Genomic DNA, 22,471 nt, shown 5'->3' with positions numbered 1-22,471 from the left:
TAGCTGTAAATGGGTACTTATTTGCTCCATTTCGCCTAACCGGTTTCTTTACTTTTTGATGGCCCAAACAGTAAAAATACATATAATTTAAATTACAGTAACTTAATTAGTAGTTGTTTTAGGCGCATTTCGCTGCGCGGGGCTTGTTTTAAAGCTTGCAATCATATTATGAGGGTTTTTACATTCAGCCTGTATTTTAGCGGCCTCAGCCCACCATATTAATTGATTAAATGTACGAGAAAAATAGTTAAACCACGAGGTCTGATCATCATCAGTAGCAAACTCTCCAAGCTCGTTAAACACATCCTGTGCCTTTGGAACATGAATCATCGACGATACTGGTAAACACCCAAGTTCTGATAAAAAAGTGCGCATACTAATTGCAGCACGAACCCCACCCCACTGCCCAGCAGAATAAGAAACAATCGCACTGGGTTTATACGAAAACAGTGAACTACCAAAATGATTGAGAAGATCAGCTAATGCAGGGCTCATAGAGTGATTATATTCAGGGCTGATCATTATATAGCCATCAGCAGATTTAATTTTATCGGCCAAATTGTTAAGTTTAGTGGGGGCATTGTGCTGTGTATATGCAAAGTGAGGTTTAAATACAGCATCGGTTGGGTAATCTAACGCATCAATTATTTCAAATTCATGTTCACTAAAGTGTGACTGCAAACACAATAAACACGCTTTACTAACTCTACTTCCAAGACGTACTGGTTTAGGGGGGGAGCTCTCACGCACAGTGCCTAAAAACAATAAAAACTTCATAATATAACTCCATGTAAATATTTTGTTTTACATTAAGCCTAGTATCACCGACATGCAAATAAATTTATAACGTATTTTTATGCCGTTATACGTCGCTCTTAATTGCCGTTTCAGCTTATCGCACTTAACTAAGCAGTCAAAAATAGGTAAAAAACAGTTTTAAATTAATCTTAGGTGAACGATGAAACACATAATTAAAGCCTCTCTCTTAACGCTGGCAATAAGCGCTAGTTTAAATACACACGCAGCACAGTTTTCGTTTTCTTCAAAAGTAGACAACGATGCACACACATTAATTGTGTTTTATAGCCAAGATGGAAAAAACAATCAATTTAAAAACCTCGACAAACAATTTAATGGACAGCTGCAACGTATAATTGATATTGAAAACTTTGAAGGTAAATACGCCAAAACAACACAGCTGATTGCCCCACTTAATAGTAGCTACAAACGTATATTAGTTGTCGGAACTGGTAAACAAAACGAGTTAAATAAAGCACGCATTGCTAAATTAGGCGGAAACGTACACGCTCAATTAGTTAAATATAAAGCAGATACCGCCAATGTATTATTTGACGATGTAACGGGTGTTGATGCAAACCATTTACTAGCTGCAAACTTTGCGCATGGCGCAAACCTGCGTGACCATCGCTTTGAAAAATACAAACAAACACCTAGCACGCAAACAGTGACTTACTCGTTTGATGTCGATAGCACAAAAAAGACGAAAGCGACGTATAACCAGCTAGAAAGTATTCAGGCCGGTGTATTTTTAGCACGCGACCTTACCTCTGAAGTAGCCACTGAAATGACGCCAGTTGATTTTGCAAATGCTGCAAAAGAGCTTGAATCGTTAGGCGTGACCATTACAGTTTTAAAGCCTGAACAACTTAAAGAGCTTGGTATGGGCGCATTAGAAGCCGTTGGCCGCGGTAGCGATCAGGGTGCTCGGTTAGTCGTTGCCCATTATAAAGGCTCTAATGACGACCCTGTAGCGTTAGTAGGTAAAGGTATAACATTCGACTCGGGTGGTTATAGTATTAAAACAGGTGCATCTATCGCACGTATGAAATCAGACATGGCAGGCGCTGCAGCTGTACTCGGTACGGTTAAAGCAATGGCTATGGCCAAAGCCGACAAAAACGTTGTAGCTGTAATGGGCATGGCGGCAAATATGGTTTCGCAATTTGCAGTAGCGCCTGGCGATGTTGTTCGAACAGCTGAAGGCTTAAGTGTTGAAATACTCAACACCGACGCCGAAGGCCGTTTAGTTTTAAGTGATGCAATGTGGTATGCACGTAAGCACTTTAACCCAAGCATAATGATTGATGTAGCTACACTTACTGGTTCAAAAATTCGTGCCGTTGGTAACGAGTATGCGGCTGTTTTTTCAAAAGACGACACCCTCGTAAATCAGCTAACACTTGCAGGCGAGCAGGTAAACGAAAACCTATGGCGTTTACCATTAGGTTATAAAGATATGCTTAAATCAGACATTGCCGACATAACAAACGTAGGGTCTGGCGGACCTGGCGCAACCACTGCAGCAACGTTTTTAGAGCATTTTGCGGGTGAAACACGTTGGGTTCATATTGATATAGCAGGTAACGCGTTAGTTAAAAAAGGAAAAGGTGAACTATCACCTGGCGGCACAGGCTATGGTGTACGCTTGTTAAGCGAATGGCTATTAGCTAACTAATTTTATTTTACGCCAAAAGCCCACGCTTTTGGCGTTTACTCCACTAATTAAATATAAAGCGACTCGCTGTTACACCAATAATAATGCCTACCACTAGTACAGCAACCATATAAAACACCCCTTTACTCTCACCACTATGGCTTACTTCTTGAGGTAGCTGTGCTCCGGTGTCTATTTTAGATTCTGTATGTGGCGTATCATTATGTTTATCCAAGCAAGCCTGTTTGGGATCATCAATCGTTGGCTCTAGATTTATTATTTCATTATGAATGGGTGTTTCAGTGACTGAGCTCTGAATATCATGGGTGTTAATTTGGTCTACGTCGCTGGTGTTATTTTGAAATTCAGGTTTATCACTCAAAGGGGTTTGTATTAACTCCTCGGTTACTTCGTCATATTCAAACTGCATCACCACTTGGTTTGAGCTAACCTGTTCACCTTCATTTATATTTATCTTGGTGACAACTCCGTTAGCCATGGCAACAATTTCAAGAACAACTTTATCAGTTTCCACATCAAGTAATGTGTCATCTTTTTTTACGTGTTGCCCCTCAGTCACATATATTTTTGTAGCCAAAGCAGACATTGTTGGTTCGGGTAAATGAGGTATTAAAACATCACTGTTCATCTTTCTTCCTTGCTTAATAAATGTAATAAGTTTACTAATACAGCCTATCAAGCCCTTTGATAGTTAACAATAATTTTTTAATACGTACAGTCCCTATTAATTTATTTATGCCTTATCAAATTTTTGTGCAACTTGTTTTAATGAGTCACCGTAAATTTAGTTAAACCAATTAACTGGCCTGATTCAGTCATAACCTTAACTTGCCACTTTCCTGCCGCGTTTTGTGGAAAATTTACTTTGTGTGTCCATGCTCTATAACCACTTTTACGCCCACCGCTGATATTAAGCGCTATTTTATCTACCTGCTTTTTATTGTGTGTCCATACATGAAATATCTTTTCGTTTAACCCTCGCGGTGCTTTTACTGCTGTCCATGTATAAAGCCCTTTTGCGTGTAACGAGCGTTCATTTAACGAGTTAATATTTCCTATCGGTTTTTTACTTTGCTCATTTACCTCATGCGCTAATGTAATGCTTGTTAGGTGCAGCGCGGCAGGTGGAACAAAGCTTCTTAATTGCCATATTCCTACACTCAAAATGAATAAAATTATTGCTAAAATAGGTAAACGCCACCACGGCGCATTAGGCATTAAATTAGTAAGACTAGGTAATGTTAATACTACGGCTATAACTAGCGCAGCAGCTAAACTTTGACTGGTTGTTAAGCTAAACAAAATAGGCAATGTAACAAGTAAAACTACAAACAAAGCAAAGTTATGAAACACCGTAAATAGCGTTCTATTTTTAGCTAATTTTTTGTAATAGAAGGGATCAATAACCGATGCAACCGCACACAAAATAATAAGTGATGTAAATACTGCTTGAGGATGGTCCCACTGGGTAACAACTAAAAAAAATGGCAGCGCAAAAAACAAACTCTCTTGCTGAATCATTTGTAGAGCAAAGCGTGTTACATTAGGTGAAACACTCACACCAAATCGTTCTTCAACTTTATCACGAAGCCAATTATCTACAATTAACCACAACCAGCTTATAAGTAAAACTAAAGCAACAACTTGCGCAAACGACTCCTTTCTATCAACAAGCACGTAGCTTGCAATACCAGAGCAAAACGCTAAAACAGCCAGTAAGCCCGGTCGTTTTTGCATTGCATTAATAAATTGAGTAATCAACGATTTTATTTTGTTCATTTGTTCGCTTTGTAAGTACCAAATGCACTTTATTATTATGAAGTTAGTTATAACAGATTAGCTAAACAAAAGTGAACAGGACATAGATAGCCCAATAATATTATTAATATTGAGAAACTAAATAAGAGCGCAGGACAGTTTTTGGTAAATTGTTTATGTGGCTCAATTACAAATTATGCAAATAAAAACCTATTGTACACTCACAAAACCAACACAGTTTATAAGGACGGTACTAATAACAAATATTCAGGATAAATTTAAAGCGTTCTAACTAAGGCCTTTGAGCAATTGAACGGTAAATGTTGTTCAAACAAAGGCCCAACTAAAAAACCACGTTATTGATTAGTGGTAGAGCTTTTTTTAAATTGAGATAAACCCCAAAATAGTATGCCAGTACCAGCACATGAAAGAAAAAAGAATAACCCCAAACCTAAAGGGGAACCCCAATTTAAAATATGATATAAAAATTCCATACCCTTGCCTTCAAAAATTGAATTTAGCAAACAGTAACCCAATAATTATAAAAATACTAATTAAAGTTAAAAGAGCAACATTTGGTTCTTTGCTGCTAACGTACTCAAATAGTTTAATTTTAAAACGCAACGTTAGGGATGTACCAGCTAAATATCAGTCACCAAATATTAAAGGCAAAATTAAAGCTCAGCTCCGTTCATTTTATTATTTATAGTATTTCGGCAAACGCATTCGCGATACCGTATTATCAGCCAAAACATAATGGTGAAATAAAGCCGCAGCCGCATGTAAACCTATTACGTAATACCCCACTTCCCCTGCGGTTTCATGTATCTCTTTAATACTTTTAGCAAGTTCATTGTTTTGAGCGGCCAAAGCAGGCAACTCTAAACCAAAAAATGGGATAGGTTTACCTGCTAGACTCAAAATTAGCCAACCAGCTATAGGCATAGCAAACATAAACATATACAGCGCAATATGAACAAATGTAGCTAACTTATTTTGCAATTTTGCAGGCTCAGGTTTTATAGCAGGTGCTGCACCACCCACTAAACGCGCAACTAACCTTACACTAACTAAAGCTAGCACCGATAAACCCAACATAAAGTGCCACATTTTAAAGGCATCACGGGTTTCGGTGCCTTTATCAAATAATTCACGAAGTTCAATACTGCCGTACACAGTGACAATTAAAATAAACATCAACCAGTGCAAGGCTATAGAGAGTGTATTGTAATGAGTATCTGTATTTTTAAAATTCATAATACCTCCTAATAAACGCATTAAAGTTAAAAGATCACTTATGCGTATAAGTACATGTTTACAGGCTAACCTTTAATCACTCACGGCTTAATGATCTAAAACATAAAATGAGTTACTAATTCAGTTCAATGGTTTAATGATTCTGGAATTTAAGTATTAGTTACAATAACTGAGCAAGCTTAAAATAAACTTAAATAGTAGGCATAAAAAAACGGCAACCTTAAGTTACCGTTTTAAACAATTAACGTGTTTTAAAAATAATAAACAGCAGCAATTCAAAGAGTATCGAGAACGACGGGTGATTTAGACTAGCCAAAGCTTGAAGAATTGGCTCTTATGATGCCTAAAGTCAAGATTTGCCCCCTTTGGTTCACCATGCTTGGAACTTCTCGCGCATTTCATCGGTGACGATGCAAGATGAGGCAAGACAGCCAAAATTGACTAACAGAAGAAGAAAAAAAGAGTAGTAAAAAAGTTAACCGCGTTTATCAATTCCTTCTGTGACATAACGCCTCAATCAGCCGACGCGTTAGCGGTCTGCTGGATTGATTTGTTGGCATTTTCCTCGGTTAGTAAACATATACCCAACCAAATAAACCAAACAATTTGTGATACGCCAAATATTTCAGTAAATAGTTTGTCAGGATAAATCGTTGCAATGCCCGCTATGCCTACAAAATATCCGAGATAGTTAAGTGACCGGGGTAATCTGCCCTCTTGTATAGCTGCTACGCTAATCAATAGAACCCAAAGTCCGCCAACTAATTCATTTCCACCACCTATACTTTCTGTTATCACTGAAACTATTATCCACATATCAAGGGCTTTTTCTGGATTTGCATCCATCAGATCGATTGCATGATCAAGCCCGATATTCGAAATCATTCCACTTGCGATCACCAGACCGACCCAAATGCCCCCGAATAGAGATCCAATAGTAATTAAGGGATTAACTTTATGTTTAAGCCTCTCATACATACCAATAACGAGTATGGCCAGAAAAATGCCAAACACCACGTACATTAGAAAATAGATCATTGAAAATAGGAGTTGATTTTCTGCCATGTAAGTCATTTTTTCGACTGGACTACCATCAACCGGATATGACCAAAAAGCCCCAAAATACACAAAGGCTGCTATGTAAATAAGCCCTTGGAAAATTGCTGCGATACCAGCTAGTTTTTGTAGACTCTTCATTTTGCGAAACCCCGTTTGTTGTATTGCTAACGCCCTCGTTAATGGGCAAAATTTAGTTGGCTAAAATAAGCGACGCAGGAGCAAAAGCCAACTGTTATTTGTCCTGCTTTAACGACTTGATACTCATTGAGCCTCCTCCCCAGCATCGCGATTATTCGCTACGCTGAAAAGGCAACCAACCTTACAGGAGAAAGCTCAATGAACTTTTACAATAACATGCATCCATATTATTGTGGAATCGATTTACACGCCCGATTACTTTACGTCTGCATCATTGATAATACAGGACTTATCCTTGTTCACAAGAAAATTAAAGATGACCCAGAAGCACTATTAAAACTACTAAAACCGTATATCGGTGACATTGTAGTTGGCGTAGAATGCATGCACTGTTGGTATTGGGTCGCTGACTTTTGTAAAGAACACACTATCGACTTTATTCTCGGTCATGCTTTGTATATGAAAGCAATTCATGGCGGTAAAGCCAAAAACGATAAAATAGATTCATATAAAATTGCCAAACTCATCCGTGGGGGGAACTTTCCACTTGCTTATGTGTATGACAAAGATATGCGTGCTACGCGCGACTTATTACGCAGAAGAACTAAAATTGTTCGCCACGGAGCTGATTTAAAAGCCCATGTCGCCAATACCGCCAGCCAGTACAATTTACCTGCCCACAACGTGAATTTAAAGAACGTCTGCGACAGAGAAAAGATGCGCTACTACTTCCCTGACCCCGTTGTGCAACGATCCATTAATTTAAATATGGCCATACTCGATTGCTATCACAGCGAGCTTAAGCCTTTAGAGCATTATATTGAACAAATGGCCAAGCAACACAATCCTGTTCACCTTAATATCTTGCAAACAATAAATGGTATAGGCCGCATTCTCGCACTTACCATTATTTATGAAATTGGTGACATCAATCGCTTTTCAAGCGTACAAAAGTTCGCTTCATATAGTCGGTTAGTCAAATGTAAAGCAGAGTCTGCCGGTAAAACCTATGGCACCCAAGGCAACAAAATTGGCAATGCACATCTAAAATGGGCGTTCTCCGAAGCCGCTGTATTGCTGCTGCGTCACAATCACAACGCCAACAAATACCTCGAAAAACTACAAAAACGAATGAGCAAAGCCAAAGCACTGTCAGCGCTTGCGCATAAGCTTGGTCGCTGTGTTTATTATATGCTTAAAAAAGAGACGGTATTCGATGAAGCAAAATTCTTAAAGAGTTAGTCACGGTACTGAGTGAGCTGAACATCTAACTGGATATAAGGCTGAGCATCAATCAATTGGGTGAGCTAATAACCAACAAGGTTTAACCTGATTATATACCTACAGACCTAAGCCACTTGCCTTGATTAGACGCTCAGTACGCGTGCATTAATACAATAAACAAAGTCGCTTACACCTGACTTGAGCCTGAAACTAACTGGATCATAATGATGAAACCAGCCGCCTTGAATAGTGCCATGATGAGGTTAACCGATGAATGTCTAGTGCCCCAGCAACCCTGAAAGGATATGGGAAAAACCTGGCTGCGATGAGATCGCAATAAGAGAGCCTCTATATGTGTTTGCCGTAAGCTACTTACTTAACAGCCGTATCAACAGACGAAGTAAACGAATTTGTTTATTGGTTTAGAATTGACCGTCAATTTATAAAAACGGTCAAAAAGAACACTAATGCCTATTGACAGAGTTAAGGCTCATATGTATTAGGTGTTATCGTGAGTAAAAACATTACATACAAAATAACTAATTTTAAATACCCTGCGTAATTTTATAGAAAACTTAGACCGAATATTAATTTGGTGCATATTAAATATCTCTCGTTATACGAAAGCACTGCAATGTTATTCGGCACTTTGTGCACCATTTGCTATTAATATTTCGGTTATATTGGAAAACTCTTTCTCAATAGATATATCTAATGGAGTTTTTTTAGAATAATTAATCTCCTCTCCCTCTATTAGGAAGTAATCTACAGGTGATGTATTTGCCCCGTACTGTATTAACATTTCGACTATGTCTGAATTATGATTCATTACAGCTAACGTTAAAGGGTGTATATCTATTAGTGGCTTTTGCCTAACACCACCGTCTGGATTTGAACCGGCTTCCAATAGAAGTTTCATAATTTCTTTCGAGTTAACCTTTGCTGCTGTATACACATTGGCAGGGTAATAATCGCCGCTAGGGTGAGTAGGTTCTTCTATAGTTGCCCCATATTCAAGTAAAAGTCGTACAATATTTTTGTGGCCTCCATAAATAGCTGATTGCAAGACACCTTGACCTATATGGCCTTTATTTTTTTTAGGAGTTGGCTTAAATTTATGTTCCAACAACAGTTTCAATACTTCATAACTTCCTTTAGATGCAGCCTCACACGCAGCATCATAAGTTCTCGCCTGAGTAGACTTCACTTTATGAGTTAATAATAATTTAACCGTTCTTATGTCATTGGATTCAATTGCACTTTGAAATAACGAATTTGGATCATCTTTTCCTGTTGTTTTTGTATCAACCCCATGCTCTAGAAATAATTGGAGTATTTCATACTGTTTATTATTGAGGCATTTGATCTCTCTATTATCATAAAAATAGCACAAATGCGCTATTAAGGTGGAGTTGAGATATCTGACGTTTAAATTAACCCGGCAGAGATTAGCAGCTTGACGGTCTCTGGGCAGCACTGACTTTTAGATGCAAAATACAACGCCGTCAGATCAGACCTCTCTGGATGTGCATTAACATCAGCACCCAAATCTAATAATAGTGAGATAATTTCAAGGTCGCCGGTCTGTACCGCCGCAATCAGGGGGTATTTACTCCAGCAGATATCGTCTTCATCTATTTTTAAAACAGCACCTAAATCTATTGCATTGATTATTGCGTCTTTATCTTTTGACTCTATCGCACTAATAAGACGATCTTGATCAATTTCACAATACATTTATTTTCCTATACAAAGTTTGGTTAGGGACTTACTCATACTAATTGTATTACGACGAAAAGCTGAACGGTACTATAAACACCTAACAGCTTTATCAGAGGACACTTTCCTCTTTTTATGAGCAATGCATGTCCCCTTAATTGTTTTTTCATATCAATAACAAATCCTGTAACACATTGCCAGCTTTAAACTTTAAGTCAGGCTACTCTTTTAATTATATGCAGGAAAGAGGAAAACGTCCTCATTTCTTGACTTAGGAGGAAAAACGCCAATACTGTATGTAAATACAGTTAATTGAGATTTAAAAAGAAAACTAAATCCCCTTTTCTTAATAGTATTATCAACTATATGTATAGCCATCACTATGCTAAAAAATCTATTGAAACTTATGTATTTTGGATTACTGCCTATATCCATTTTCATAATAAGCGGCACCCTACCAGTATGGGGAATAATGAAGTAGAAATATTTTTAAATCACTTAACAGTCACTAAAAAAGTGGCAGCGAGAACACAAGCAACCGCTTTAAATGCACTTGCTTTTTTATATAAACATATTATTTAGAATGAGCTTTCATTAGATTTAAATTTCGTTAAAAGTAACCGCCAACAGAAACTGCCTGTCGTACTTACACAGACTGAGGTATCGCTATTTTTTAGAAATATAAATAAACGACATTATTTGATAGCAAGCCTGCTCTATGGAAGTGGTTTACGGCTGATGAAAGCAGTAAAATAAGAGTTCATGATATTGATTTCGACTTTATAAATATACGCATTTGGAACGGCAAGGGTAATAAAAATCGTATTGTGACACTTGCTGAAGAATTAATACCAATGCTAAGAAATCAAATAATTCAAGTTGATGAATATTTACAGTTAGATTTAAAAAATGATGCGTTCGCGGGTGTATGAATGCCTCATCGACTTAGTAAAAAATACCCAAGCGCTAATAAGTCTTTACAATGGCAGTTTCTGTTCCCATCACATAAATTAAGTACGGACCCTGAAACAGGAGAAATAAGACGTCATCACTTAGATCATTCAGGGGTAAGAAAGGCTGTTAAACTGTCTTCAACAAAAGCACATATTAATAAAAACGTTACCCCACATACTTTGCGACACTCATTTGCTACGCATCTACTGCAAAGCGGCGCTGATATTCGTACAGTACAAACACAACTAGGTCACAACGATGTGCGTACAACACAAATAATACCCGCTGTATTGAATTAGTGAGCAATTATAGCGACAGATAAATAGCTCAGTAACAAGGCAAAAACTTAGTTATATAGTTTATCTACATGAGAAGTTTTTAACGCAGTTAATGAGTTATTTAGAGCGCTAAAATGATTAACGTTTTAATACAGCGGGTATCCTACTCATGTACTACAACAAGGTGCCAACGGGGTTGTTAGACCTTTTTCAAGATTATAAATCTCCCCGATTTAAAACAAAAAAGCACAGCCTATAAGCGCCATGCTTTTTAAATTCAAACGTAAAAAACTTAATTTACAAACGAATACCGCCGTCTATTTCAACCACGCGACCGGTGAAAAAGTCGTTTTCGATTATGTACTGTGCGGTATGGGCAATTTCGTCGCTTTCACCTAAGCGCCCTACGGGTGTTACCGCAAGCATACGTTGTTTGGCTTCTGGCTTCATGGCGTCGGTCATGGCGGTGCTTATTACACCTGGTGCAATAGCGCCTACGCGTATACCAAAACGGCCAAGTTCTTTAGCCCATGTAGTGGTTAATGCCACAACACCCGCTTTTGAGGCAGCATAGTTAGTTTGGCCTATGTTACCTGCCCGCGCTACGCTCGACATATTTACTATTACGCCGCCTTTGCCTGATTCTATCATGTGGCTTGCAGCTTCGCGCCCTGCTAAAAATACGCCGGTAAGATTAACGTCAATCACTGATTGAAATTGCTCTAGCGACATTTTTTTAACCACTTTTCCGTCTTTAGCTTTTATGAACATGCCGTCACGCAAAATACCAGCGTTGTTAATAAGCACACTAATGTGGCCAAAATCATTGTTAATAGTACTAAATACGTTTTCTACTTCACTTTCAACCGTCACATTAGCAGCGTAGCCTTTAATTATACCTTTTACGCCTTCAAGCTGGTTTAATTGCTCGCATGCGTTGTTTAATAAATCTTGTGCCATGTCAATAAGTGCAATATTTGCGCCCATAGCTGCAAACTTTTGCGCCATAGCGAAACCTAAACCTTGCGCCCCACCTGTGATTACTACCGTATTATTTTTAATTTCCACGGTTTACTCCTACTTCGAAAACAATTTAAATATGGCGCTAAAGTCATCGCTGCCTGCACCTTGATGCTGAAGCATAGTGTACAAGTTTTTTGCCATTGAACCCATTGGCGTTGATGAATTACTTTGCTGAGCCGCTTCCATGGCAAGACCTAAATCTTTTGCCATTAAGTCAACCATAAAACCTGGCTTATAATTATTACTAGCCGGTGCTGTCTCCATTACATCTGGACACGGATTATATAACTCTAATGTCCAATTTCGACCTGAGCTTGCAGTCATAATATCGCTCAGCACTTTTGGATCTAACCCGTTATTAATACCCATTTGAATGGCTTCACTTGTGCCTGCCATTAATATGCTAAGCAGCATGTTGTTGCATATTTTTGCAACTTGACCTGCACCAATATCGCCAGCATGAAATATGTTTTTACCAATATCTACTAATACGGTATTTGCTTTTTCGAATGCGGTTTGTTCACCACCTACGATAAACGTAAGCGTTCCTGCCGTTGCCCCTGCTACACCACCTGAAACCGGTGCATCAACAAACCGTATACCTTGCTCGTCAAGTGCATTTCCTACTACGCGTGCCGATTCGGCATCAATTGTAGAGCAGTCAATCACTAAGGTATTTTTGCTTAAAACCTCAATTAATCCATTGTTATCGTTATTACCTAAGTATAGCGATTTAACATGCTTGCCTGCAGGTAACATGCTGATCAGAACGTCGGCATTGGTGGCACATTGCGCTGCATCAACGCCCGCTTTAGCCCCCTGGCTAGCAAGTTCACTTACGACCGACTGGTTTAAATCAAAAACAGTGACAGTGTGCCCCGCCTTTACTAAATTTGCCGCCATAGGGCCGCCCATGTTTCCTAATCCGATAAAACCAATATTAAGTTTAGTCATCGTCTTTCCTTTATTTTTGTGTTGCCGTGTCTAGGCCATCAAGTGGGTGACTAGTGCCGTAACGATTATCAAAAAAGCTATTAACTACGCTACTTGGCACATCATGGAGTGTTGGGTATTGCCAATTGGGAGCGCCGTCTTTATCGATTAACAGTGCTCTAACGCCTTCTTGGAACTCACCTACTTCACCGGCTCTTACCGACATGCCTAGTTCCATTTTAAAGCAGTCTAAAAGGGTTTTACCTTCACTTGCTTTAAGCTGATCACTGACCAATGCACAGCTGAGTGGGCACCCATGTTTTAACGATTTTTGCGCACGTTGTAACCACTTGTCGTCGGTGCTTAAGCTTAATAGGTAATCAACTTGCTCTTGCAATGAGGCAAAACTACCTAGTGTTTGAATTGTTTTTAAATTAGCGCTAACGTTCCCTATTGGCATATCGGCAGATTGCGCGTTTAACTCATTCAATAAATTAGTTAGCACCGTGTGGTTTTCGCTTGCACTCTTACTCCAGCTTGTAGCTAAAATAGTGTTTAGCATGTCGTTGTATTTACCGCTGTCAATAAAGTGATCAGCAAGTGATACAAAACATGCATCGTCGCAATTAATAGACGCTGACGTTAACCCTAAAAACAAGCCAACACTTTTGGGCATTTTATGCAAAAAATAGCTGCCGCCTACATCGGGGTATAAACCTATTGTTTGTTCTGGCATTGCAATACGTGAGGTTTCGGTAACAACACGGTGGCTTGCGCCAGCCATTAGCCCTAAACCGCCTCCCATTACAATCCCGTTTCCCCAAACAAGGATAGGTTTAACGTAGGTATGTATAAGGTAATCGAGCTTATATTCTTGGGTAAAAAACTCTTCAACTAAACTTGTTGGTTCACCTTGTGCCATTGCATGATGAAGACTTACTACATCGCCACCAGCACAAAACGCTTTTTCTCCTGCCCCTTTTAAAATAACCATTGCGATGGCATCGTCGTTTGCCCATGCCTTTAGTTGAGGAGTAAGCAATTTGATCATGTTAAAATTAAGCGCATTTAACGATTTAGGTGCGTTTAGTGTAATAAGCCCAATTAAACGGCCGTTGGCTGCGGTTGCCGTCTCAAAAAGTACTGAATCATCCGCTTTATTTAATAAGGTTAAATCACTCATTAGCCATTTACCCATTCTGCTTTGCGCTTTTCTAAAAAGGCATTTACGCCTTCTTTTTGATCATCAGTATCAAATAAACCAACAAATAGTTCGCGCTCTAATGGTAAAACGCTCGCCATGGGTTGGTGGCGCCCTTTTTGAATTAATGTTTTACATGCCGCAACCGAGCTAGGGCTTTGCTCGCTTACTTGGTTTGCAAGATTAAGCGCAGCAGCAAAACTCTCACCTTGGCCAACAACCTCCTCGACTAAACCAATGTGTAGTGCTTTATCAGCTTTTAAGCGCTCGCCGCACAAAATCATGCGTTTAGCCCAGCCTTCGCCCACTAACCATGCTAAATTTTGCGTGCCACCTGCACACGGTAATAAACCGACTTTTGCCTCAGGGAGTGCCATTTGCGCTTGTTGTTCAGCAATGCGTATATCACACGCTAATGCAACCTCTAAACCGCCGCCCATCGCATAGCCATTAATGGCAGCAACCGACACGCCTCTAAAATTAGTTAATGCTTCAAACGCTTCGCCAAATACACGCGACATGTCTGCAGCAATACCTTTGTCACCACTTGCAAATACATTAAGGTCGGCGCCTGCGCTAAAAAACTTATCGCCTTCACCCGTTAGCACTAAGGCATAAATGTTTTTATTGTTATTAAGCGCGTTAACTTTATTTTTTAAATCAATTAAGGTGTCTTTTGTCCAGGTATTCGCTGGCGGGTTAGACATTGTTAAAATAGCAACATGGCCTTCGGTTGTTAACTCAATGCTTGGTTTTGATTCAGACATACCGTGCTCCTTATAATATTTCGCTTGCTGACTCAGCTAAAATTCGACGCGCAATAATCACACGCATTATTTCGTTTGTGCCTTCAAGAATTTGATGAACGCGCACGTCACGTACATGGCGCTCTAGTGGGTATTCTTTTATGTAACCATAACCACCATGTATTTGAAGTGCTTCATTACACACTGTAAAACCAACATCGGTTGCAAAGCGTTTGGCCATAGCACAATAAGTGGTTTTTTCGCTGTCGCCAGTATCAAGTTTAAATGCCGCAAGCCTTACCATTTGGCGCGCCGCTACAAGCTCTGTGTTCATATCTGCAATTTTAAATTGCAAAGCCTGAAACGCAGCCAGCGGTTTACCAAATTGTGAGCGCTCTTTGAGGTATTCACGTGCTGTATTTAAGGCTGCTTGTGCGGTACCAATTGAACAGGTGGCAATATTAATGCGCCCGCCATCTAGGCCTTGCATTGCAAACTTAAAACCTTCGCCTTCTGCACCAAGTAAGTTATGTGCAGGAATACGAACGTCCTCAAAGCTTATTAGTCGTGTAGGCTGTGCGTTCCACCCCATTTTTTCTTCTGCTTTGCCGTATTCAACGCCTTTTGCATCGGCCGGTACAACAAACGCAGAAATACCCGCAGCGCCTTCGCCACCAGTACGCGCCATGACCACTAGCACTTCGGTTTCTCCTGCACCCGATATAAACATTTTAGAACCGTTAATAACGTATTCGTCGCCATCGCGTACTGCTTTTGTTTTAAGTGAAGCTGCATCTGAACCAGAACCTGGCTCGGTTAAGCAGTATGATGCTAATAACTCACCCATAACTAATTGGTCTACATATTGATCTTTTATTGCGTCTGTTCCAAAACTTGCAACCATCCAGGTAGCCATATTATGAATAGTGAGCATGGCAGTGGTTGCCGTACACCCTAGCGCAAGTTGTTCAAAAATAATGCTTGAGTCTAAACGTGATAAACCAAGGCCACCCGCTTCCTCTGGTGTGTATAAACCACAAAAGCCTAACTCACCGGCTGCTTTTATCGTATCTTTAGGAAAAATATGTTCGCGATCCCATTTAGCCGCGTGAGGTGCAAGCTCTGACTCGGCAAATTGGCGAGCAGTTTGTGCAAAGGCTTGTTGGTCTTCTGATAAGTTAAAGTCCATGATAGACCTCTTTAGTTGTGTGTTGTCGGTTTTCCCGTATTGGGATTGTGAGTGAAGAGCGGCGAAGGCATATTTATGTGTGTGAAAAACCTTCGCGCCCGTCTTTGTTATTATTTTTTGTGTGTTTATTAATTATTTTAAGTTAATGCTCATATTTGGGCCTGACGCTATATCGTCTTCAAACCAACGTGAGGTAATGGTTTTGGTTTCGGTGTAAAAACGAATACCTTGCTTACCATACGTATGAGTATCGCCATAAAAAGAGCCTTTCCACCCCGTAAATGAGAAGAACGGCAGTGGCACAGGGATAGGAACATTAATACCTACTTGGCCTACTTCTATTTCGTGTTGGAATTTACGTGCAACTGCACCGCTTGAAGTAAATAGCGAGGTGCCATTACCGTAAGGGCTTTCGTTAATTAAGGCGATAGCTTCTTCTAATGTGTCTACAAACATACAAGCCAAAACAGGACCAAAAATCTCTTCTTTATATAAGTCCATTTCTTTTGTAACGTCGGTAAATAAAGTTGGGCCAACCCAGTTACCTTGCTCGTAACCTTCTACGGTAAAGTCAGAGCCATCTATTAAACAGGTCGCGCCTTGTTTTTTACCGCTTGCAATAAGCGATAAAATTCGCTCTTTTGCTGCTTTTGACGTTTGTGGGCCGTAGGCTGCGTCTTTATCATCCCATAAACCTGGGCGTACTTTTTCAAAGCCTGCTTTTATTTCATCTACCCATTCACTTGCTTGACCAACAAATACAGCGACCGAAATACCCATACAACGCTGCCCTGCGGCACCAACAGATGCACCAACCAGGTTATTTACAACATGCGATTTACTCGCATCTGGCATAATTACCATATGGTTTTTTGCACCTACACAGGCTTGAACACGCTTAAGGTTTTGTGTGCCTTTTGAATAAATATAGGCACCTACACCACACGAGCCTACAAACGAAATAGCACGAACGGCTTTATCTTCTAATAACCGGTCTACCTGCGGTTTTGTACCATGTACAATTTGCAGAACTCCTTTAGGTGCACCCGCTTCAATAAATAACTCAGCTAAACGCATTGGCGTTAGTGGGTCTTGCTCTGATGGTTTTAATATAAATGTGTTACCGCACACTATTGCCAGCGGAAACATCCAAAGTGGGATCATTGCCGGAAAGTTAAACGGCGTAACACCTGCACACACACCCAATGGCTGCATGTAAGAGTAGGTATCGATTTTGCGCGCTACGTTTTCCATTGTTTCGCCCATCATCAGCGAAGGTGCATTAGCTGCTTGTTCGACAACTTCAATACCTCGCCATACATCACCTTTAGCATCTTCAAAGGTTTTACCTAGTTCGTGGCAAATAATAGTGGCTAGTTCATCATGGTGTTCTTTTAAAAGCGCAGCATATTTTATCATAATGCGGGCACGCTCAGTAATTGGCACATCTTTCCATGTTTTAAATGTTTCAGAGGCTGAAGCAATTGCCGCATCCATTTCTGCATCGGTGGTACAAGGAACCTGAGCTAATACTTCTTGGTTTGCTGGGTTTATAACATCGATTAATTCTTTTGAAGCCGATTGAATAAATTCGCCATCTATTAATAGTGGAACTTGGTGCATGGTTAAATCCTATTGTATTAGTGTGTTAGTTTTAAAAATAACGCAGCTTTATTATTGTTATGTTGCTGCGTATTTTTAATGTGATTGGTACTTAGTAAGCTTCTACTGCCATTGCAACGGCTTCACCGCCACCAATACATAAAGAAGCAACGCCTTTTTTAAGGCCTCGGTTTTTAAGAGCGTGAATAAGCGTAACCAAAATACGTGCGCCACTGGCACCAATTGGGTGGCCAAGTGCACATGCCCCACCGTTAACATTTACTTTGCTTTCATCAAGCTTAAGCTCGTTTATTGCAAGCATTGTTACCATGGCAAATGCTTCGTTAATTTCCCAAAGGTCTACATCCGTTGTTGTCCAACCGGCTTTTTCGAGCACATTGTTCATTGCACCTACTGGTGCTACCGTAAATTCGCTCGGTTTTTGAGAATGTGTGCTGTGCGCTACAATTTTACAAAGGGGTGTTAAACCGTGTGCTTTTGCTTTTGACTCAGTCATTAAAACGAGGGCTGCGCCACCATCCGAAATAGATGATGAGTTAGCAGCTGTTATAGTGCCGTCTTTTTTAAAGGCTGCACGTAAACTTGGGATTTTTTCTGGTCGTGCATTACCTGGTTGCTCATCAACCGATACCGTTACATCGCCTTTTCGTGTTTGAATTGTGTGCGGTGCTATTTCGTTTTCAAAGCTGCCGTTTGCAATTGCAGCATTCGCTTTGCTTAATGAGCTGAGTGCAAAATTATCCATTTGCTCACGGCCAATGCCATATTCGTCGGCGGTATCTTGTGCAAAACAACCCATGGCTTTATTGTCGTATGCATCTTCAAGGCCATCACTCATCATGTGATCTTTGATTTCGCCATGGCCCATTCGCATTCCGCCACGCGCTTTTGGAATAAAGTAAGGGGCGTTGGTCATACTTTCCATACCACCAGCAATAGCTGTTTCTATAGAGCCTGCTTTAATTAAATCGTTAGCAAGCATGGCGGCTTTTAAACCTGAACCACATACTTTATTAATGGTGGTAGCCCCGGTGCTTAATGCTAGCCCTGCTTTTAACATGGCTTGACGAGCTGGAGCTTGACCTAAACCAGCAGGGAGTACACAGCCCATAATTACTTCGTCAATTGCATCGGTTTTTAAACCAGTTTGCGCTAATGCACTTTTAATAGCCGTTGCACCTAATTCAGTAGACTGAGCATCGCTTAGCCCGCCCATAAAGCCACCCATAGGCGTACGTTTTGCTGCTACAATTACCACTGATTCTAAAGACATAGCTAACTCCATTGTATTTAAGGGTAAATAGTTGTTAGAATATTTACTCTATTAATTGTGTTTTAAATTATTATTTAATAAGCATACACAATACTAACGTTTACGCTAACGTCAACTAAAAACCGTTAAAATTATACTTTCTTATCTGTAAGGTTTCTTTGCCACCTTTGGCTCTTACAATCCAAGTTAAAACTAAGCCATTGTAATTAAATGATTTAAATTATAAATACTGCAAACCACCTCGCTTATATTTATTTCACACCAGCCAGCACTTTACCTTTACGTAAACTTCACTTATATTGGAGTTATTCGAATGAGGTAATTACAATTATGAAACCAGATAATCAAACAAACTTTGCAAGTTCCGCCACTATACCGACCAGTAATGAACAAACTTTTAGCATTAGCGATTTAGCTAAAGAGTTTGACATTACAACTCGCTCTATACGCTTTTATGAAGACCAAGGGCTTTTATCACCTGAGCGTAATGGGCAAACACGTATTTACTCAAAGCGCGACAAAGTGCGCTTAAAGCTCATTTTACGGGGTAAACGCCTAGGCTTTACGCTTGCCGAAACGGGCCGTTTGTTTGAACTGTATGACGCTGATAAATCAAGCGCTAAACAACTAGTCACTATGCTAGATCTGATTTCAGAGAAAAAAGCCGACCTTTCGCAGCAAATGGACGATATTAAAGTTGTCCTAATGGAACTGGTTACTGCGGAACGACGCTGTAGAGACACACTGAATAAAATAGACGAGTAGTTTATTTTTAAAATAAAAACACACTGATAACACACACTCACACAGGAATGAATCATGAGCACTATTTCACTTTATAAAGAGATGAACTTTGGTCTTGGCGAAACCGCCGATATGATCCGCGACCATGTAAATAGTTTTTCAAGCCAAGAAATTGCGCCACTAGCTGAACAAACCGACATTGACAATACATTTCCAAATCAACTTTGGCCGCAAATGGGCGAAATGGGCGTGTTAGGCATGACCGTTCCTGAAGAGTTTGGTGGTGCGGGCTTAGGCTATTTAGAGCATGTTATAGCAATGGAAGAAATTAGCCGCGCAAGTGCGTCTATTGGCTTGAGCTACGGTGCGCATTCAAACCTGTGTGTTAATCAAATCAACCGTAATGGTTCACAAGCACAAAAAGAAAAATACCTACCAAAACTTATCAGCGGTGAACACATTGGTGCGCTTGCTATGAGTGAGCCTAATGCGGGCTCTGACGTGGTATCGATGAAACTTAAAGCTGAGAAAAAAGGCGATAAGTACATTTTGAACGGTAATAAAATGTGGATCACCAATGGCCCAGATGCAGACACACTGGTTATTTACGCTAAAACAGATTTAAACGCCGGTGCTAAAGGGATCACTGCATTTATAGTAGAGAAGACGTTCCCTGGTTTTTCAACCGCACAAAAGCTCGACAAACTTGGCATGCGTGGTTCAAACACCTGTGAGTTAGTATTTGAAAACTGTGAAGTGCCTGAAGAAAACATTCTAGGTAACTTAAACGAAGGCGTAAAAGTACTTATGAGCGGCCTAGATTACGAACGTGTTGTATTGGCAGCAGGCCCCCTTGGTATTATGCAAGCATGTATGGATATTGTTGTGCCTTACATTCATGAGCGTAAGCAATTTGATACCCCAATTGGGCAATTTCAGCTTATTCAGGGCAAGGTTGCCGATATGTACACACAAATGAACGCTGCTCGTTCATACGTTTACACGGTAGCTAAAGCCTGTGACCGCGGTGAAACCACACGTAAAGATGCAGCGGGCGCCATTTTATATGCCGCCGAATTGGCAACCAAAATGGCACTTGATGCGATTCAAATACTAGGTGGAAACGGCTACATAAACGAATACGCAACGGGTCGATTATTACGTGACGCTAAACTATACGAAATTGGCGCCGGCACGTCTGAAATTCGCCGCATGCTAATTGGTCGCGAACTTTTCACTGAAAGCCGCTAAGGATTAGATTATGACGATTTTAAAATCGAGCGTTAATCCACACGATCCTACTTTTGTGCAAAATTATAAAAACATGTCGGCGCTAGTGGATGATTTACGCGATAAAGTTGCCACAATAAGTTTAGGTGGTGGGACTGCTTTAAAAGAGCGTCACGAAGGTCGCGGTAAATTATTTGTACGCGATCGTATTAGTACGCTAATTGACGAAGGTTCACCATTTTTAGAAATTTCTCAATTCGCTGCATTTGGCGTCTATGAGCAAGCTATCCCGTGCGCAGGTGTCGTAGCTGGTATTGGCCGTGTAAAAGGCATCGAATGCATGATCATTGCAAACGATGCCACGGTTAAAGGCGGCACCTACTTTCCGCTTACTGTTAAAAAACATTTGCGAGCACAAGACATTGCAGAGCGATGCCATTTACCATGTATTTATTTGGTTGATTCTGGCGGTGCTAACCTACCTGAGCAAGATGATGTATTTCCCGATAAATTACATTTTGGCCGTATTTTTTACAATCAAGCTCGAATGTCAGGTAAAGGCATTCCTCAAATTGCAGTGGTAATGGGGTTATGTACTGCTGGTGGTGCTTATGTACCGGCTATGGCAGATGAAAGCATAATAGTAAAAGAACAAGGCACCATATTTTTAGCAGGCCCGCCGCTTGTAAAAGCGGCAACAGGTGAAGAAGTAACGGCTGAAGAGCTTGGTGGTGCTGATGTTCATTGTAAAACATCAGGGGTAGCTGATCACTTTGCTGAAAACGACGAGCATGCGCTGTCTATCGCACGCCAATGTATTGAGCGCATTAATTACACACGCCCTACTGCACCGTTATTAAAAGATATAAAAGCGCCTCGTTACGATATAAGCGAACTTTACGGCATTGTAGGTACCGACCTTAAAAAGCCATTTGACGTACGAGAAGTCATTGCCCGAACAGTTGATGATTCATCGTTTGATGAATTTAAACGCTACTTTGGTGAAACGTTGGTAACCGGTTTTGCAAGCATTTACGGTAACCCTGTTGGCATAGTGGCTAATAACGGCATTTTATTCAGCGAGTCTGCTCAAAAAGGCGCACACTTTATTCAACTGTGTGCACAACGCAATATTCCACTGGTTTTTTTACAAAATATTACCGGCTTTATGGTAGGTAAAAAATACGAAGCCGAAGGCATTGCAAAACACGGCGCTAAAATGGTGATGGCGGTTTCGTGTGCCGATGTGCCTAAATTTACGGTACTTATTGGCGGCTCTTATGGCGCTGGTAATTACGGTATGTGTGGCCGCGCATTTGAACCAACCATGATGTGGATGTGGCCTAATGCCCGTATTTCAGTCATGGGCGGCGAGCAAGCCGCAGGGGTAATGGCCCAAGTGAAGCAAGACGGCTTAGCGCGAAAAGGCCAGAGTATGACCGATGAGCAAATTAGCGAGTTTAAAAAGCCAATCATTGAGCAATACGAAGAGCAAGGCCACCCATATTACGCAAGCGCACGTTTGTGGGACGACGGTATTATTGACCCAGCCGACACACGTAACGTATTAGGACTTGCCTTAAGTGCTGCTAAAAATGCACCAGCGCAAGATTCTCAATTTGGCGTATTTAGAATGTAACCGGAGC

The 22,471-nt window shown here is 40.4% G+C and carries 19 protein-coding genes and 1 pseudogene; 6 read left to right on the top strand and 14 right to left on the bottom strand.

Annotated elements, in window-relative coordinates; translation table 11 throughout:
• Positions 1–102: 102 nt before the first annotated feature.
• On the bottom strand, positions 103–777 hold the full coding sequence (locus MTP24_RS07945) for an NAD(P)H-dependent oxidoreductase (protein WP_243533627.1): 675 nt from the start codon (positions 775–777) through the stop codon (positions 103–105).
• 181 nt (positions 778–958) lie between these two features.
• Between MTP24_RS07945 and MTP24_RS07940 the strand changes: the two genes are divergently transcribed.
• Positions 959–2,476: a leucyl aminopeptidase gene (locus MTP24_RS07940; RefSeq protein ID WP_243533625.1), complete on the top strand. Its 1,518-nt coding sequence runs from the start codon at positions 959–961 to the stop codon at positions 2,474–2,476.
• Between the two features lie 43 nt (positions 2,477–2,519).
• On the opposite strand, the gene MTP24_RS07935 is transcribed toward MTP24_RS07940, so the two are convergent.
• The 4 genes from MTP24_RS07935 to MTP24_RS07920 all read right to left on the bottom strand — a co-directional run bounded on the left by MTP24_RS07935 (position 2,520) and on the right by MTP24_RS07920 (position 6,688).
• A complete protein-coding gene (locus tag MTP24_RS07935) occupies positions 2,520–3,104 on the bottom strand; it encodes a lipoyl domain-containing protein (protein WP_243533623.1) in 585 nt (194 codons plus the stop codon).
• Between the two features lie 137 nt (positions 3,105–3,241).
• A complete protein-coding gene (locus MTP24_RS07930) occupies positions 3,242–4,255 on the bottom strand; it encodes a DUF5924 family protein (RefSeq protein ID WP_243533620.1) in 1,014 nt (337 codons plus the stop codon).
• Between the two features lie 678 nt (positions 4,256–4,933).
• Complete coding sequence (locus tag MTP24_RS07925) at positions 4,934–5,491, bottom strand: cytochrome b (protein WP_243533618.1); 558 nt, start codon at positions 5,489–5,491, stop codon at positions 4,934–4,936.
• Between the two features lie 513 nt (positions 5,492–6,004).
• On the bottom strand, positions 6,005–6,688 hold the full coding sequence (locus MTP24_RS07920) for a DUF4386 family protein (RefSeq protein ID WP_243533616.1): 684 nt from the start codon (positions 6,686–6,688) through the stop codon (positions 6,005–6,007).
• 198 nt (positions 6,689–6,886) lie between these two features.
• On the opposite strand from MTP24_RS07920, the gene MTP24_RS07915 reads away from it, so the two are divergent.
• Positions 6,887–7,930, top strand: a complete 1,044-nt coding sequence (locus tag MTP24_RS07915; protein ID WP_203983636.1) for an IS110 family transposase — start codon at positions 6,887–6,889, stop codon at positions 7,928–7,930.
• Between the two features lie 619 nt (positions 7,931–8,549).
• Here the strand turns inward: MTP24_RS07915 and MTP24_RS07910 are convergent.
• Both MTP24_RS07910 and MTP24_RS07905 read right to left on the bottom strand, forming a co-directional pair.
• A complete protein-coding gene (locus MTP24_RS07910; protein ID WP_243533604.1) occupies positions 8,550–9,389 on the bottom strand; it encodes an ankyrin repeat domain-containing protein in 840 nt (279 codons plus the stop codon).
• Positions 9,341–9,649 carry an ankyrin repeat domain-containing protein gene (locus tag MTP24_RS07905; protein WP_243533602.1) on the bottom strand — a complete coding sequence of 103 codons (309 nt, stop codon included), beginning with the start codon at positions 9,647–9,649 and terminating at the stop codon, positions 9,341–9,343. The genes MTP24_RS07910 and MTP24_RS07905 overlap by 49 nt, the downstream gene beginning before the upstream one ends.
• 348 nt (positions 9,650–9,997) lie before the next feature.
• Between MTP24_RS07905 and MTP24_RS07900 the strand changes: the two are divergent.
• Positions 9,998–10,884, top strand: a pseudogene (locus MTP24_RS07900) (integron integrase).
• A 276-nt stretch (positions 10,885–11,160) separates the two neighbouring features.
• On the opposite strand, the gene MTP24_RS07895 reads toward MTP24_RS07900, so the two are convergent.
• The 7 genes from MTP24_RS07895 to MTP24_RS07865 all read right to left on the bottom strand — a co-directional run bounded on the left by MTP24_RS07895 (position 11,161) and on the right by MTP24_RS07865 (position 18,851).
• Positions 11,161–11,931, bottom strand: coding sequence for an SDR family oxidoreductase (locus MTP24_RS07895; protein WP_243533600.1), 771 nt, complete (start codon positions 11,929–11,931; stop codon positions 11,161–11,163).
• Positions 11,932–11,940: 9 nt separating this feature from the next.
• Entirely contained in the window at positions 11,941–12,840 is a 900-nt protein-coding gene (gene mmsB / locus MTP24_RS07890) for a 3-hydroxyisobutyrate dehydrogenase (RefSeq protein WP_243533598.1), read from the bottom strand.
• A 10-nt stretch (positions 12,841–12,850) separates the two neighbouring features.
• Complete coding sequence (locus MTP24_RS07885; protein ID WP_243533596.1) at positions 12,851–14,002, bottom strand: enoyl-CoA hydratase/isomerase family protein; 1,152 nt, start codon at positions 14,000–14,002, stop codon at positions 12,851–12,853.
• A complete protein-coding gene (locus MTP24_RS07880) occupies positions 14,002–14,787 on the bottom strand; it encodes an enoyl-CoA hydratase (RefSeq protein ID WP_138740884.1) in 786 nt (261 codons plus the stop codon). Before MTP24_RS07880 ends, MTP24_RS07885 begins: the two co-directional genes overlap by 1 nt.
• 10 nt (positions 14,788–14,797) lie before the next feature.
• Positions 14,798–15,955, bottom strand: coding sequence for an acyl-CoA dehydrogenase family protein (locus tag MTP24_RS07875; protein ID WP_243533593.1), 1,158 nt, complete (start codon positions 15,953–15,955; stop codon positions 14,798–14,800).
• A 132-nt stretch (positions 15,956–16,087) separates the two neighbouring features.
• A complete protein-coding gene (locus MTP24_RS07870; RefSeq protein WP_243533591.1) occupies positions 16,088–17,578 on the bottom strand; it encodes a CoA-acylating methylmalonate-semialdehyde dehydrogenase in 1,491 nt (496 codons plus the stop codon).
• A 91-nt stretch (positions 17,579–17,669) separates the two neighbouring features.
• Positions 17,670–18,851, bottom strand: coding sequence for an acetyl-CoA C-acyltransferase (locus tag MTP24_RS07865; protein ID WP_243533589.1), 1,182 nt, complete (start codon positions 18,849–18,851; stop codon positions 17,670–17,672).
• A gap of 330 nt (positions 18,852–19,181) precedes the next feature.
• Here MTP24_RS07865 and MTP24_RS07860 point away from each other — a divergent pair, with 330 nt between their 5' ends.
• Genes MTP24_RS07860 through MTP24_RS07850 form a run of 3 tightly spaced genes read left to right on the top strand, consistent with a single transcriptional unit; the run spans position 19,182 to position 22,464 of the window.
• Positions 19,182–19,616: a MerR family DNA-binding transcriptional regulator gene (locus tag MTP24_RS07860; RefSeq protein ID WP_006794190.1), complete on the top strand. Its 435-nt coding sequence runs from the start codon at positions 19,182–19,184 to the stop codon at positions 19,614–19,616.
• Positions 19,617–19,670: 54 nt separating this feature from the next.
• Complete coding sequence (locus tag MTP24_RS07855) at positions 19,671–20,846, top strand: isovaleryl-CoA dehydrogenase (RefSeq protein ID WP_008131008.1); 1,176 nt, start codon at positions 19,671–19,673, stop codon at positions 20,844–20,846.
• Positions 20,847–20,856: 10 nt separating this feature from the next.
• A complete protein-coding gene (locus MTP24_RS07850; protein WP_243533587.1) occupies positions 20,857–22,464 on the top strand; it encodes a carboxyl transferase domain-containing protein in 1,608 nt (535 codons plus the stop codon).
• The last annotated feature ends 7 nt before the right edge of the window (positions 22,465–22,471 follow it).

It is taken from the genome of Pseudoalteromonas sp. APM04, from assembly GCF_022809815.1.
Taxonomy (GTDB): domain Bacteria; phylum Pseudomonadota; class Gammaproteobacteria; order Enterobacterales; family Alteromonadaceae; genus Pseudoalteromonas; species Pseudoalteromonas marina.
Note: the sequence above shows the minus strand (reverse complement) of the source record. Positions and strands in the feature narration are given on the sequence as shown.